We start from the raw sequence: 14,430 nt of genomic DNA, 5'->3' as shown, positions 1-14,430 counted from the left end.
AGTACATGTTAATGGAATAATAATAGTATATAAATTAATTAAAACTAGTTGTGAAAGGAGTGGTGGTATGGATTTTAAAAAAGAATTTATTTTAAAAACAAAAGAAATATATAAAGAAACTGTTTCTGAAAATCTAGCATTTAGTAAAATGTGTGATAAATTTGAATCTTATTTTATTGATTTGAAAGAGTCTTTAAAGAAAGAAATTGAAGTTTCAAATGGTGAATTTGATATTTTAATTGATAAGTTTAACATAATTGAAGTACTCCTAAATCAAAGAGAATTAGTTATTATCATAGATCCTACTTCAAGTATAATCAGTGTAAAAAATTTTGATCATAAGAATAACGAACAAATAGAAAATAAGATAGATATTATCGAATACGAGGGTGGTGCTTATAAGAGTCAAGTATTCCAATCACCGATTACTAGAAATATAATTGATAATTACTTAGCAGTAGCATTTCGGGATGATATTGATAAATATAGTGATGAAGAAGTCGATTAAAGCAATTGATGAATCGTTTTAATGGAATGAACAACTCTCTCCATATACGAATACATTATATAAGATTGATAGTAGGGGGAAGTATATGGAAGATTCAAATTCACAACAATCCGAATCATCAATTTGTCATACTCATGCAAAGGGAAAATGTTCTATTTCAGAAGGGAATCATACATTCGAAAAGAGGCTTTGCTTCTCACGCAGAAGGTTGTGGTTCAAAAGCAAATGGAGATTGTTCCTATGCTGAAGGAAGATATACAACTGCAGAAGGGAAAGCATCACATTCTGAAGGGAAAGAAACAAAGTCAAAAGGTGATTACTCTCATGCTGAAGGAAATGAAACAACTTCAAAAGGAAGGGCAGCTCACTCTGAAGGTCTAGAAACGGAAGCAAATGGTGATTTTTCACACGCTGAAGGTGGACAAACTATTTCAAATGGAATTGGATCTCATTCAGAAGGGTGTCAAACAAAAGCAAAAGGAGATTGTTCCCATGCGGAAGGAAAAGCTACCTTAGCAATTGGAGAAGCCTCACATGCAGAAGGTATTGGGAATACAGAAGATGGAATTGCAACCCATGTTGAAGGTGGTGGAATAGATCCTCTAGGAAATCCCACACCTACTTTTGCTAATGGGAATAGTAGTCACGCAGAAGGAGTCGAATCGTTAGCAAATGGTTTTGGAGCACATGCAGAATGAATCTTAACGGTAGCTGATGGATTTAATTCCCACGCTGAGGGGCAAGGTACGATAACAACATTTGCTAATTCACATATTATGGGACGCTTTGGCGATGCCACAGAAGCAAATTCCTGGTTTATTGGAAATGGAACTTCAAATATATCTAGGGGTCTAGGTGCAAAATGGCTTGCAAGTAATGGAGAAATGTTTATTGATGGAGCAGCTTATCATACAGGTGGAGCCGATTTCGCTGAAATGTTTGAAACGATAGACGGAAATGAAATTGAAGTAGGTTATTTTGTAACAATCGAAGAAGATAAAATTCGAAAAGCAAATTCATCGGATGACTATATTTTAGGAATTAGTAGTGCTACACCTAGCTTAATAGGAAATAGCGGTGAATTAAGCTGGCATGGTAGATATTTAAAAGATGAATGGGGACGACGCATTTACCATGAAGTAGTTATACCAGCTACATTAGATGAAGATGGAAGAGAAATGTTGCCAGAACGAATTGAACAGCAGCCAAAAATCAATCCATTTTGGAATCCAGACCAAGAATATAGATCAAGAAAAAAAAGCGCTGAATGGGTTGTAGTGGGGCTGATTGGTAAAATATTAATTAGAGATGACGGAACTTGTGTAGCAGGTAGTTACTGTAAACCAAATCATGATGGTGTGGCTACGAAAAATAGTAGTGGTTATCGAGTTCTGAAGCGTACTGGTCAAAATCAAATACTAGTCTTATTTCGTTAATAAAAAGGATTGCATTTATGTGCAATCCTTTTTGTACTAAATTCAATGATATGTACGATAAACCCCAATAACTTTACCTAAGATTGATACTTGTTTTAATAAAATAGGTAGAAGTGCATCATTTTCTGGTTGAAGTCTGAAATGATCAATTTCTTTATAGAATCGTTTTACAGTCGCTTCACTATCTTCTGTCATTGCAACTACAATTTCACCATTTTCTGCAGTGAATTGTTTCTTTACGACAACTAAATCTCCATTTAAAATACCAGCATTAATCATGCTATCCCCTTCGACACGAAGCATAAATACTTGTTCATTAGCAGGTGCAACCGATGATGGTAATGGGAAATATTCCTCCACGTTTTCAACGGCAGTAATTGGAATACCAGCAGTTACTTTACCGATAACAGGGATGTTAATAATATCGTTGTAAATTTCGCTGTAAGTTGCTTGAGCTTCATTTACGACAGCATTCGTTTCCCCAAGTATTTCAATTGCACGTGGCTTTGTAGGGTCTCTTCGAATAAAACCTTTTTGTTCTAATCTTTCTAAATGACCATGAACAGTGGAACTTGAAGCTAGTCCCACGGCTTCAGCAATTTCTCGAACAGAAGGTGGATAACCTTTAATTTTTACTTCATCCTTTATGTACGCCAGTATTTCTGCTTGTCTTTTAGATAATTTGTTCATTTATAGTTCCCCCTTATCTTTAAAGTAGATAATACGTTCCTCTTTATTTTTTTAATTATATCATGATAGGATAATATATACAAACGTTAGTTCGTTTTTTTAGGAAAGTAGTTTTCATGTTCGTATGGAGGTCACAACAAATGAATGCAATAATTTACGCAAGAGTTAGTACATCAAAGGATTCACAAGAAACATCACTTCATCGACAAATAGTCGAGTTAACCGAACTAGGTGATCGAATGGGAATGTGTATTCTAGAAACAATAAGCGAACAAGCAAGTGGATATGAAGTTGAAAGAGACGGTTTATTCTACTTATTTCAATTGATTAAAGAAAATAAGGTTGATGCATTATTAATACAAGATGAAACGCGTTTAGGGCGTGGTCATGCTAGAGTTGCAATTTTACATTTTCTGAAAAAAGAAGGTATTAAATTATTTACTTCTTCACAAAATGGTAATTTTCAATTAAGTGAAAGTGACGAAATGGTGTTAGAGATTTTAAGTATTGTTGAGGAATACCAACGGAAAATACATAATATGAAGATAAAAAGAGGTATGAAAAAAGCAATTGAAAATGGATATAAGCCACAAAAAAATTTAGAAGGTAGCTCAAATGCAGGAGGTAGAGATAAGAAAGAATTACCGATCTTGGAAATTGTCCGTTTACGAAAAAATGAGCTTACTTTTGAGGAAATAGCTGCAACTTTAAGGGGATTTGGATATGATGTCTCAAAAGCGACAGTTAATAGAAGATATAATGAATATATAAATGAAGTTTCTATTATTGAAAGCTAATGTAATTTATTGTATTATGGTTTACATTGAATAGCTGATTCAATTAAAGGAGAGGTAAAACTATGGTTTCTAATAAAACTTTAAATAGAATAAATGAATTATCTAAAAAGTCAAAAGAAGTGGGATTAACTCCTGACGAAAAAGTTGAACAAGATAAACTACGAAAAGAATATTTAGCAGACTTTCGTTCTAGAATGCTTGATGAATTAACTTCACTTAAAATTGTAGACGAAAAAGGGAACGATGTTACACCTGCTAAATTAAAAGTCGAGAAGGCAATTCGAAAAAGAAATTTACATTAAAGCAGAATTTATTTCTGCTTTTTTCTATTTCATGTCAATTATTTGTAAAAATTGTCAAAACTAAAGGATGTTTATTGTCATAAATCATGGTAAATTATATGATAATAGTTGTGAATAAGCTAAAGGAGCGAAATTTATGTCTACTAAAATTGAACAATTAGCAATCAATACGATTCGTACTTTATCAATTGATGCAATCGAAAAATCAAATTCTGGTCACCCAGGAATGCCGATGGGTGCTGCACCAATGGCATATGCACTATTTGCGAAATATATGAATCATAATCCAAAGAATTCAAAGTGGTTTAACAGAGATCGTTTTGTTTTATCTGCTGGTCATGGATCAATGTTATTGTATAGCATGCTTCATTTATCAGGTTACGAGGTTTCTATTGAAGATATAAAAAACTTCCGTCAATGGGGAAGTAATACACCAGGACATCCAGAGTTTGGACATACACATGGTGTAGAAGCTACCACAGGTCCATTAGGACAAGGTATTGCAATGGCAGTAGGAATGGCCCTAGCTGAACGTCATTTAGCCGATACATATAATAAAGAAGAGTTTAATGTAGTAGATCATTTTACATATTCAATTTGTGGTGACGGAGACTTAATGGAAGGTGTTTCTGCTGAGGCAGCTTCACTTGCTGGTCATTTAGGATTAGGACGCCTTGTTGTTCTATACGATTCGAATGATATTTCATTAGATGGAGAATTAAATCGTTCGTTTTCAGAAAGTGTTGAAGATCGATATAAAGCATACGGATGGCAAGTAATTCGTGTAGAAAATGGCAATGATTTAGATGAAATTAATACTGCTATAGAAAAAGCACAACAAGAATTAACAAAACCTACTTTAATCGAAGTGAAAACAACAATTGGTTATGGATCGCCTAATAAATCAGGTAAATCAAAATCTCACGGTGAACCATTAGGTAAAGAAGAAACAATCTTAACAAAACAAGCTTATGCATGGGAATATGAAAATGCTTTCCATGTGCCAGAAGAAGTTTATGCGCACTTTAATCATGTTATTGTAGAAGCTGGTGTTAAGAAAGTACAGGAATGGAACGCTACTTTCGCTAAATATGAGGAAAAATATCCTGAACTAGCAGCTCAGCTAAAAAATGCAATTGAAGGAAAAATTACAGTTGATTTAGAGGAAGTGTTACCAAAGTACGAACTAGGAAAGAAAATTGCAACTCGTTCATCTTCAGGTGAAGCAATTAACGTAATTGCAAATGTACTACCTAGCTTCTTTGGTGGATCAGCTGACTTAGCAGGGTCAAACAAAACTTACATGAATGGTAAAGGTGACTTCACTAGAAATAGTTATGAAGGTCGTAATATTTGGTTTGGTGTTCGTGAATTTGCAATGGGTGCAGCATTAAATGGTATGGCTTTACATGGTGGAGTTCATTCATTTGGTGCGACGTTCTTCGTATTCTCTGATTACTTAAAGCCAGCAATTCGTTTAGCATCTCTAATGAATTTACCGGTAACATATGTATTTACGCATGATAGTATTGCAGTCGGAGAAGATGGTCCAACTCATGAGCCAGTAGAACAATTAGCATCTTTCAGATCTATGCCGAATATTAATGTGATTCGACCAGCCGATGGAAATGAGAGCTCAGCAGCATGGAAAGTAGCTGTTGAGGCAAAAGATGCACCAACAATGTTAGTTTTATCTCGTCAAGATTTACCTATATTAGAAGGTACTACAACTGATATATATAATAAGGTATCAAAAGGTGCTTACGTTATTTCGCCAGCTAAGCAAGAGAAAATTGATGTTGTGTTAATTGCAGCAGGTAGTGAAGTTCAATTAGCAGTTGGAGCTCAAGAAAAATTAGCTGCTGAAGGAATTTCTGCATCAGTAGTTTCAATGCCTTCAATGGATCTATTTGAAAAACAATCTAATGAATACAAACAATCAGTACTTCCAAAAGAAGTAACAAAACGTGTTGCAGTTGAAATGGGTTCTTCATTCGGATGGCATAAATATGTTGGATTAGATGGAGAAGTAATTGCAATCGATACGTTTGGTGCATCTGCTCCAGGTGGATTGTTAATGGAGAAATTCGGATTTACAGTTGACCATGTAGTGTCAGCAGCCAAAAAAGTCTTAGGTTAAGCAAAAAAGCCTTAATTCGGTTGGTAAATATTATTCGACAAAAATAGTTGATTTTCTACTCCTTAAAAAGACAAATATTTTAATTGGAATTTTATATAATTTCCATACAGATAGTTGTTAGGAGTGGACAAGTTATGAGAGAATATAAAATTTATTTGATTCGTGAACCACTTTCTATAGAATTTTATGGTAGAGAGCATAAAATATATCAACTAATTAATGAATATTATCACGCATCAATCGAATTAAGGAATATAATAGACAAACAAATACAATTTATAACCGAACCAATACCTTTATTTGAGCTCCACACACTTATTCGTAAAAGTAATCCTCATCAAATCTACTTTCATGAAGAAACAGGAGAGTATATTCTAGAACTTCCCGATGGTGCAAAAGCTCAACTAAAAATTTATCCTCAAGAAATTGTTTTGTATGCGGATGGTACATTAGAGTCAGAAACGATTTTTTTTGAATTATTAAGAAAATACCGATCTACGTTCATTGCAATCGATATGAAGGGTGAGCGTTTTGGGTGGCTTAGACCAATCGCGTATCAAAAGTACATTTAAAGAATAAATTACGGTTTGCTCTTGTATAAACTGGATTGTTTTAGTAAAATTGTTCTAGATGATTTTAAGGAGGAAGCAATAAATATGTGGTTATACATTCTAATCGGACTACTGGCATTAGTTGCTGGTGTAGCGATAGGATTTTTCGTAGCTCGTCAATACACTATGAACTATTTAAAGAAAAATCCACCAATTAATGAACAAATGTTAAAAGTTATGATGGCTCAAATGGGACAAAAACCTTCTCAGAAGAAAATTAATCAAATGATGAAGGCTATGAATAACACATCAAAATAATAAACCCTTGATATATAAGGCTTTATTGATTGATTTGTGCGATTTGTAAGATGAATTTTTTAATAAAACACTCTATAGGGTTAATCCTTTATATGAGTTTTAAATTTACTTACTTAATCTTTCATTAAACTAATCCGAAACCACTTTTCTATTGGAAATTTAACCAATAGGGAGTGGTTTTTTTGTTGTTAGAAGATGCTTTAGAAGAATATCTATACTACTGCCAAGCAAAAGGTTTTACAGCAAAGAAATTAAATAAGGAGAATTAGTGAGGACCATTAACTTCGTTGAAGAATATTGTTGAATTTAGAATTATTAAATTATCTTACATACTAATAAGCTCAAAAAGGCGTTTCTAATGAAAAGTAATAATTCTATATTTTTACAGAAAATTATGAAAAATATAGTCCATTGTACCGATATAAGAGAAGAGTTACTAAAAAAAGTGCCAAAAGATGTAAGCACCTATGAACAAGTGGATATGAAAACGATTAACTTTTTAGGGGAAAGAGGAGATTTTTTGCTTAAATTAGAAATGAAAGAAAAATTTCAAAAAAGAAGAATACTTATTGCTCTTTTAGCTGTATTTATTATCTTTGTTTTAAGTTTAACAATTTCAAAAAATGATACGATAAAAGAACAATATAATAAGTTGTTTCATGAGCCTTCTAAATTAGTAAATATAAAAAAGATTAGAGAGGATTTTTATATCCAAAACTCAGTTGACATGAAGATATTGAGAAGAGAAACTAATCTGGATAATGGTTCGGATGTTGTATATGTAGAACATAAATTTAATTCAAACTTAATGAGTATATCTGGTACAATTGCTTATTATTACAAATATAGTTTTTTAGATGAACAATGGTATTATGATAAATCAAAAGAACAAAAAGACTTCACACTTAATTACGATATTTCTGGTGATTGGGAAGGAACTAATAAAGAGGGGAATATAGTAAATATTTCTATTGGTCCTATGAATAAATCAAATGAATTTGAAGGAACTGCACAGGTTGAATTAGGCGATGGATCGCTCGACACTAATAGTGGTTATGATGATTTGGAGAAGTTTACAGTAAATGACTATACTAGTGTTTATGTTGATTGGGGGAAGTTTAGATTAAGTGGCTTTAATTATTATTTAGAAGGTGATACTTATCTATGTATCCCTTATAAGAAAGATGCAGATTATCTTGTTTTTGGTTATGATGATTTTAAATTAAAAAGAAAACTAACTTCAAACTAACGAGACATTGAAATATTTCGAATTAGTTGATGAAACCCGGATATATCAACGGTTTTACACTATGATGGCTCAAATGGGACAAAAGCCTTTTCAGATGAAAAATAATCAAATGATGAAGACTATGAATAACACATCAAAATAATATGAGCAAAATAGCTCCTATAAGATGCACAGACCATAAAGGGTTGTGCATTTTTATTTTTTGTTTAATTCTAAGATTGTAAATTATGTTATAATAGACACTTAAGTTTTGATTTTTCACAATATTTTTTTAAATCAAATTTCGTGTGTGACGGGGGTGAGGGAATGTCAGTCTTTAAGGATTTGTTTTGGTTTTTTAAACAAGAAAAAAGAAGTTATATATGGGGTATATCTCTATTAGTAATCGTTGCATTATTAGAGCTACTACCTCCGAAAGTTATTGGTTATGTGATTGATGAATTGATTAAAAACTCATTAAACGGTAAAAACTTACTTTTTTGGGTTTGTTTAATATTCATTAATGGATTACTCCTTTATACGTTTCGATTTTGGTGGAGAAGAATGATTTTTGGTTCTTCCTTAAAGTTAGCAAAACAATTAAGAGATGACTTATATAATCATTTTACAAAAATGTCTCCATCTTTTTACCAGAAAAATAGAATTGGAGATTTAATGGCTCATGCTACAAATGATGTTCAAGCAGTTCGTGAAACAGCAGGAGCTGGAATTTTGACATTTGTTGATTCAATCATTTTAGGTGGATCAGTTTTAGTAATGATGGCAGTCTCTATAAGCTGGAAGTTGACAATCTTAAGTCTACTGCCACTTCCTGTGATGGCAATATTAACTCAATATTACGGGAAATTATTGCATCAAAGATTTCATTTAGCGCAGGAATCTTTTTCTGAACTGAATAATAAAGTGCAGGAAAGCATGAGCGGATTAAAGGTTATTAGAAGTTTAGGTCAATCTAAAGAAGATATCGAAGCATTTAAAAGTCAAGCTGATACTGTTGTTAAGAATAATATGAAGGTAGCAAGAATTGATGCACTTTTTGATCCAACGATCATGCTTGTGGTATCTGTGTGCTATATGATTGCAGTTGTCTATGGGTCAAGATTAGTAATTGTAGATGAGATTACAGTTGGACAGTTAATCACGTTTGTTACTTATTTGGGTATTTTAATTTGGCCAATGCTAGCAATAGGATGGTTGTTTAATATCGTAGAAAGAGGTCGTGCTTCATATGATCGGATCCGTTCTTTATTAAGTATTGAACCTGAAATAAAAGATAGCCAGCACGCAAGTACAAAACTTTCTATGGGTGAAATAAATTACTCAATTAATTTTTTTAAATTTAATGAAGAATCTAACTTTGAATTAAGGGACATCAAGTTCAGTGTTCAAGAAGGTCAAACTATTGGGATTGTTGGTAAAACGGGCCAAGGAAAAACAACGCTTTTAAAATTATTGTTAAGAGAGTACGAGGTTAATAACGGAGGAATATCTGTTGGAGACGTCAATCTAAAAGATACCACTCTATTAGCATTAAGAGAACATATTGGTTATGTTCCACAAGAACATTTTTTGTTTTCAAATACAATAAAAGAAAACATTGCGTTTAGTCAAATTAATTCATCGATAGAAGATGTATATAAAGCTGCAGAGATAGCAAATATTCATGATGATATTTTAGAGTTTCCATTAGGATATGAAACTGTTGTAGGGGAAAGAGGGGTTTCCTTATCTGGTGGACAAAAACAACGAATTTCGATTGCCAGATCTTTAATTAAAAATCCTAATATTTTAATTTTAGATGACTGTTTATCAGCTGTTGATGCAAAAACTGAGGAGAAAATATTGCGTTCATTAAAGGATGAAAGAGATGGGAAAACGACATTTATTACTTCTCATCGAATGAGTGCCGTAATGCATAGTGATCTAATTATCGTGTTAGATGAAGGTAGAATTATTCAACGCGGGAAACATGAAGAGTTAGTTCAACAAAATGGTTGGTACAAAGAAATGTTTGAAAGACAACAATTAGAAGAGCTTGTCGAGCAAGGAGGGAGATAAATGAATCAAGAAATCGATGTTTCCAGACAAAAAAAGGATTTAGTTCGTTTACTTTCGTTCCTTAAAAAATATAAATTGTTATTAACATTTGCATTTATTTTTCTTTTCCTCGCAACAGCTTGTGAAATGTATGGGCCAATTCTAGTTAAGAGATTTCTTGACGATCATTTAATGAAAAGGTATTTTCCAAAAGATGTCATTTTAAGGCTATTTACGTTATATGTAGTTTTAATGGTAGGAAAAATCATTTTATCGTATTTACAACTTTTAATGTTTCAACAAATTGCGTTTAAAGTTGTTCAAGATATAAGGATGAAAGTGTATGAACATGTTCATACTTTAGCTTTTTCATTTTTTGATAAAACGCCTATTGGTAGTATCGTTTCTCGAATTACAAATGATACTGAAGCAATCAAAGATTTTTATGTAAGTGTATTAGCAACATTTATCCAACAAATCGTATTCTTGATTGGTATCATCATTGCGATGTATTCATTAAATGTTAAGCTAGCGACTATCTGTATTGGTCTCGTAGTTATTGTTTATTTTGTTATCTTAACTTACCGAAAAAAAAGCTTTCCTTTCTTTATGGAAACTAGAGGACAGCTAAGTAATCTTAATGCAAAATTAAATGAACATTTGCAAGGCATGTCAATTATTCAAGCATTTAATCAACAAAAGAGATTGCAGAATGAATTTGAGGGTGTAAATAGTTCTCACTTTAATGCAGGTGTGAAAACAATTCGATTAGATTCGTTATTCTTAAGACCTGCAACTGATTTAATCTATACAATTGGCATTATGTTCGTCTTAAGTTTCTTTGGTATTACTTCATTTAGTAATCCTGTGGAAATCGGAACTGTTTATGCTTTTGTTAGTTATTTAGAAAGATTTTTTGAACCAATCACCCAAATGATGATGAAGTTATCATTATTGCAGCAAGCAGTTGTTTCATCATCACGTGTTTTTGATTTGATGGATGAAGAACAAAAAGCTCCAACTCAAATCGGTTCACATACTCCCAAAATTGGTGAGGGAAGTATTGATTTCAAAAATGTTTCATTCGCTTATGACGGAATCCATAATGTGATCCATGATGTAACTTTTTCGGTTCAACCAGGACAATCAGTCGCGTTTGTGGGTCACACTGGCAGCGGTAAATCTACAATAATGAATTTATTACTACGATTTTACGATGTGAATCATGGTGAAGTCCGAATTGATAGTCAGAAATTATCGACCTATGAAGAAAGTGAATTGCGATCAAACATCGGATTAGTATTGCAAGATCCATACTTATTTGTAGGGGATATAAAAGGCAATATATCAATGTATAACGATGAAATTACCGATAAAGAAATTAAGGAAGCTGCTGAATTAGTAAGGGCAAATGAATTTATTGAACGACTACCTAATGGATATGATGAAGCAGTTGTTGAAAGAGGTTCTACGTTGTCTAGTGGTCAACGTCAATTAATTACTTTTGCTAGAACGATTGCAGCAAAACCTACCATTCTAATACTAGATGAAGCAACAGCAAACATCGATAGTGAGACTGAGGAAGCAATCCAAACGGCTTTAACTGAAATGCGAAAAGGAAGAACGACCGTTATAATCGCACACCGACTTTCTACCATTCAGGATGTTGATTGTATCTATGTACTTCACAAAGGTAGAATAGTAGAAGAAGGAAACCACCAACAACTACTAGCTAAACAAGGTTTATATTACAAAATGTACTTATTACAAAATAAAGGGTCACTTCAATTAGCAGAATAATAAAAAAGTAGCTAGATTTTGAATCTAGCTACTTTTTTTAATTAAAGAAAAATTTCATTAGTATTACTGCGCCAATCGAACCGAAAACAACAAAGATGATATGTAATCGAAGGATAGATAAGATAATAGCAACTATTCCACCAACTAAACCAACACTCATATTTCCTTTTTGTACACTGAGAATGCCTGGAAAAATTAATGCTCCTAGTGCTGCATACGGAACTCCTTTTAGCCAATTTGAAACCCAAGTTGGAAATTGAATACGGTCGACAATGAATACAGGAATTAGTCTTGGGGTCATAGTAACTAAACACATTCCTAAAACGAGAAGAAAAATAATCATTCTTTCTTATCTCCTTTCATTAAAAAGATAGCAAGTAAACTAGCTAAAATAGCTGATAAAATTAATGACCATCCTTGACTGAGTTTTAATACGTTTGATAGGAAAAAATTTAATATCATACTAACAAAAACAATTACACATGCCCGCCAATTCGTGCGTACTGCTGGTGTTAATAAGCCAATAAACATTGCATATAATGAAATACCCATACTTTCTCTTATAATTTGCGGAATAAGATTAGAAAAAATAACACCTAAAAATGTACCAGTGATCCAAGTACAATATGCAATTGTATGTAAAGTGATTAAATAAGTTGAGGAATATCCATTTGAATCACTTTTTTTACCTAAAGTAGTTACGGCAAAATTTTCATCTGTTAACGTAATAGATAAATAGACTCTATGCCAAAAAGGTATCTCCTTGAATTGATGATTAAATGATAGACTCATAACAAAATTCCTAAAGTTTAATATAAATGTCGCAATATAAATTTGGGCTAAACTAACTCCTGCAAGAAACATCGACAATCCCATAAACTGGCTTGCTCCAGCATATACTAGTGCACTAAAAGAAAGTGTATTTAATAAATCGATTTCAGCTTGTTTGGCTATCAAACCAAATGTAAAAGCAACCGGCAAATACCCGATAATTAAAGGTACCGATGCGAAAAAACCATTCTTCATTTCCATTCTTCGATTGATCTTATTAGGTGATGTATTCGATTGTTGTAAAACAGTAGACATAACAAACTCCTCTCTTATTGAAATGTGCTCCACCAAGTTGAGGTGACAGACTTACGACCTGAAAGATTATTTGAACATTGATTCGACTTTAATTCAAACTCTTCCTTTCGAAAATTTTAATAATTAAACATATTCTTAAAATTATACTATAAATTAGTACAACTATGAATTATGTTAGATTCATTATTTAGTTGTAATGAAACCGAGGAAGTTTAGAAGGAAAGTGACTTTTCAATTAAAATCCCTTTATATCAGCGTTAAAAGCTTCTAATTAATATTATTTAAAAAATAATTCTGTTATAATGTTCAATAGAATGTTTACTTGTAGAAAGGATGTAAGTTAATGGGGGACTTAAATATTGGTATTGCATTTGGAGCGGGGTTTCTTTCGTTTATTTCTCCATGTTGTCTACCAATCTATCCAGCGTTTCTATCATATATAACAGGGGTATCTCTGGGTGATTTAAAAAGCGAGAAAAGAATTAATAAGAGTAAAACTTTATTACATACATTATTCTTTCTGCTAGGTTTTTCGATTATTTTTATCGTATTAGGTTTTAGTACTTCAATTATTGGTTCTTTTTTTATGAGATATCAAGATTTCATTCGTCAAGTTGGAGCGATATTAATTGTATTTTTAGGTTTAGTTGTTACCGGTATTTTTCAACCAAAGTTTTTAATGAATGATCGTCGATTTCAATTTTCAAAACGTCCTTCGGGATATTTAGGTTCGACTTTAATTGGGTTAGCATTTGCAGCAGGGTGGACTCCATGTACTGGTCCTATATTAACTTCTGTTTTCGCATTAGCTGTTAGTAATCCAAGCTCTAGTTTATTTTATATGCTAGCATACACATTAGGGTTTTCAATTCCATTTTTCGTTTTATCTTTTTATTTAGGTTCATTAAATTGGATAAAGAAATATTCTCATAAAATCGTTGTTTTTGGTGGATATATAATGATTGTGATGGGGATTACGCTTTATTTTGATTGGTTGACGAAAATTACGATTTATTTCACGCGATTGACTGGAGGATTTATCGGTTTTTAATCGTAGACGTTCGATTGTTTTCTTAAAATATTTAGGTTATAGTAAAAATATATTCTGATATTCTCTATTACAGGAGGCTTTGCAGTGGCAAGGATTTTAATCGTAGATGATTCTTTGTTTATACGGACTAAAATAGGAGAAGTTGTAAAAAATGCTGGATATGAAGTGATCGGGTTTGGTTCAAATGGACAAGAAGCCATTGAATTATATGATCAATTAAATCCGGACCTAATGTTACTTGACATCACGATGCCACTAAAAGATGGATTGACAGCACTTAAGGAAATTAAACAAATGCACCAAAACGCAAAAATTATTATGATTTCAGCAATGACTCACGATCATATTGTTAACGAAGCAGTTCAATATGGTGCATTAGATTTTATTGAAAAGCCAGTGCACGATCTTCAAATCATTAATGCGTTAGAGAGAATATTTAGTCTTCAAGATTGAGATAAAAGGTAG

Annotated in this window: 15 protein-coding genes and 1 pseudogene; 13 read left to right on the top strand and 3 right to left on the bottom strand. The window is 32.4% G+C overall.

Annotated elements, in window-relative coordinates:
- Window positions 1-67 precede the first annotated feature (67 nt).
- From B7R65_RS01890 to B7R65_RS21630, 3 genes and pseudogenes are all read left to right on the top strand, one after another.
- Window positions 68-508, top strand: coding sequence for a hypothetical protein (locus B7R65_RS01890; RefSeq protein ID WP_088041053.1), 441 nt, complete (start codon window positions 68-70; stop codon window positions 506-508).
- An 8-nt stretch (window positions 509-516) separates the two neighbouring features.
- A complete protein-coding gene (locus B7R65_RS21635; protein WP_256941119.1) occupies window positions 517-1,206 on the top strand; it encodes a hypothetical protein in 690 nt (229 codons plus the stop codon).
- Window positions 1,207-1,212: 6 nt separating this feature from the next.
- Window positions 1,213-1,944: pseudogene (locus B7R65_RS21630) on the top strand (peptidase G2 autoproteolytic cleavage domain-containing protein); the annotation flags it as partial.
- Window positions 1,945-1,986: 42 nt separating this feature from the next.
- Here the strand turns inward: B7R65_RS21630 and lexA are convergent.
- Window positions 1,987-2,634, bottom strand: a complete 648-nt coding sequence (gene lexA / locus B7R65_RS01880) for a transcriptional repressor LexA (protein ID WP_088041052.1) — start codon at window positions 2,632-2,634, stop codon at window positions 1,987-1,989.
- 140 nt (window positions 2,635-2,774) lie between these two features.
- Here lexA and B7R65_RS01875 point away from each other — a divergent pair, with 140 nt between their 5' ends.
- The 8 genes from B7R65_RS01875 (at window position 2,775) to B7R65_RS01840 (ending at window position 11,828) form a co-directional block, all read left to right on the top strand.
- Window positions 2,775-3,431 carry a YneB family resolvase-like protein gene (locus B7R65_RS01875; RefSeq protein WP_088041051.1) on the top strand — a complete coding sequence of 219 codons (657 nt, stop codon included), beginning with the start codon at window positions 2,775-2,777 and terminating at the stop codon, window positions 3,429-3,431.
- 62 nt (window positions 3,432-3,493) lie between these two features.
- Window positions 3,494-3,733 carry a DUF896 domain-containing protein gene (locus B7R65_RS01870; RefSeq protein ID WP_088041050.1) on the top strand — a complete coding sequence of 80 codons (240 nt, stop codon included), beginning with the start codon at window positions 3,494-3,496 and terminating at the stop codon, window positions 3,731-3,733.
- A 136-nt stretch (window positions 3,734-3,869) separates the two neighbouring features.
- Window positions 3,870-5,873: a transketolase gene (tkt, locus tag B7R65_RS01865; protein ID WP_088041049.1), complete on the top strand. Its 2,004-nt coding sequence runs from the start codon at window positions 3,870-3,872 to the stop codon at window positions 5,871-5,873.
- A gap of 134 nt (window positions 5,874-6,007) precedes the next feature.
- Window positions 6,008-6,445, top strand: coding sequence for a sporulation inhibitor of replication protein SirA (sirA, locus tag B7R65_RS01860; RefSeq protein WP_088041048.1), 438 nt, complete (start codon window positions 6,008-6,010; stop codon window positions 6,443-6,445).
- 78 nt (window positions 6,446-6,523) lie between these two features.
- Complete coding sequence (locus B7R65_RS01855; RefSeq protein WP_088041283.1) at window positions 6,524-6,742, top strand: YneF family protein; 219 nt, start codon at window positions 6,524-6,526, stop codon at window positions 6,740-6,742.
- Between the two features lie 358 nt (window positions 6,743-7,100).
- Entirely contained in the window at window positions 7,101-7,991 is an 891-nt protein-coding gene (locus B7R65_RS01850) for a hypothetical protein (RefSeq protein ID WP_088041047.1), read from the top strand.
- A 306-nt stretch (window positions 7,992-8,297) separates the two neighbouring features.
- Window positions 8,298-10,049: an ABC transporter transmembrane domain-containing protein gene (locus B7R65_RS01845; protein WP_088041046.1), complete on the top strand. Its 1,752-nt coding sequence runs from the start codon at window positions 8,298-8,300 to the stop codon at window positions 10,047-10,049.
- On the top strand, window positions 10,050-11,828 hold the full coding sequence (locus tag B7R65_RS01840; protein WP_088041045.1) for an ABC transporter ATP-binding protein: 1,779 nt from the start codon (window positions 10,050-10,052) through the stop codon (window positions 11,826-11,828). It abuts the gene before it with no gap.
- A 37-nt stretch (window positions 11,829-11,865) separates the two neighbouring features.
- On the opposite strand, the gene B7R65_RS01835 is transcribed toward B7R65_RS01840, so the two are convergent.
- The gene (locus tag B7R65_RS01835) at window positions 11,866-12,171 is read right to left on the bottom strand and encodes an AzlD domain-containing protein (RefSeq protein WP_256941117.1); all 306 of its coding nucleotides are present in this window, start codon (window positions 12,169-12,171) and stop codon (window positions 11,866-11,868) included.
- Window positions 12,168-12,914 (bottom strand): AzlC family ABC transporter permease, encoded by a 747-nt coding sequence (locus B7R65_RS01830; RefSeq protein WP_088041044.1) that lies wholly within the window; start codon window positions 12,912-12,914, stop codon window positions 12,168-12,170. The genes B7R65_RS01835 and B7R65_RS01830 overlap by 4 nt, the downstream gene beginning before the upstream one ends.
- A gap of 343 nt (window positions 12,915-13,257) precedes the next feature.
- On the opposite strand from B7R65_RS01830, the gene B7R65_RS01825 reads away from it, so the two are divergent.
- Complete coding sequence (locus B7R65_RS01825; protein WP_088041043.1) at window positions 13,258-13,965, top strand: cytochrome c biogenesis CcdA family protein; 708 nt, start codon at window positions 13,258-13,260, stop codon at window positions 13,963-13,965.
- 84 nt (window positions 13,966-14,049) lie between these two features.
- A complete protein-coding gene (locus tag B7R65_RS01820) occupies window positions 14,050-14,418 on the top strand; it encodes a response regulator (RefSeq protein WP_088041042.1) in 369 nt (122 codons plus the stop codon).
- Window positions 14,419-14,430: the final 12 nt, after the last annotated feature.

The organism is Bacillus sp. EAC (assembly GCF_002156875.1).
Classification (GTDB): Bacteria; Bacillota; Bacilli; order Bacillales; family Bacillaceae_G; genus Gottfriedia.
This window is presented reverse-complemented; position numbering and strand designations above follow the sequence as displayed.

Excerpts from the sequence above, each read along its gene's own strand:
- B7R65_RS01890 (WP_088041053.1), top strand. The coding sequence starts at position 68 with ATGGATTTTAAAAAAGAATTTATTTTAAAAACAAAAGAAATATATAAA.
- B7R65_RS21635 (WP_256941119.1), top strand. The coding sequence starts at position 517 with ATGAATCGTTTTAATGGAATGAACAACTCTCTCCATATACGAATACAT.
- lexA (WP_088041052.1), bottom strand. The coding sequence starts at position 2,634 with ATGAACAAATTATCTAAAAGACAAGCAGAAATACTGGCGTACATAAAG.
- B7R65_RS01875 (WP_088041051.1), top strand. The coding sequence starts at position 2,775 with ATGAATGCAATAATTTACGCAAGAGTTAGTACATCAAAGGATTCACAA.
- B7R65_RS01870 (WP_088041050.1), top strand. The coding sequence starts at position 3,494 with ATGGTTTCTAATAAAACTTTAAATAGAATAAATGAATTATCTAAAAAG.
- tkt (WP_088041049.1), top strand. The coding sequence starts at position 3,870 with ATGTCTACTAAAATTGAACAATTAGCAATCAATACGATTCGTACTTTA.
- sirA (WP_088041048.1), top strand. The coding sequence starts at position 6,008 with ATGAGAGAATATAAAATTTATTTGATTCGTGAACCACTTTCTATAGAA.
- B7R65_RS01850 (WP_088041047.1), top strand. The coding sequence starts at position 7,101 with ATGAAAAGTAATAATTCTATATTTTTACAGAAAATTATGAAAAATATA.
- B7R65_RS01845 (WP_088041046.1), top strand. The coding sequence starts at position 8,298 with ATGTCAGTCTTTAAGGATTTGTTTTGGTTTTTTAAACAAGAAAAAAGA.
- B7R65_RS01840 (WP_088041045.1), top strand. The coding sequence starts at position 10,050 with ATGAATCAAGAAATCGATGTTTCCAGACAAAAAAAGGATTTAGTTCGT.
- B7R65_RS01835 (WP_256941117.1), bottom strand. The coding sequence starts at position 12,171 with ATGATTATTTTTCTTCTCGTTTTAGGAATGTGTTTAGTTACTATGACC.
- B7R65_RS01830 (WP_088041044.1), bottom strand. The coding sequence starts at position 12,914 with ATGTCTACTGTTTTACAACAATCGAATACATCACCTAATAAGATCAAT.
- B7R65_RS01825 (WP_088041043.1), top strand. The coding sequence starts at position 13,258 with ATGGGGGACTTAAATATTGGTATTGCATTTGGAGCGGGGTTTCTTTCG.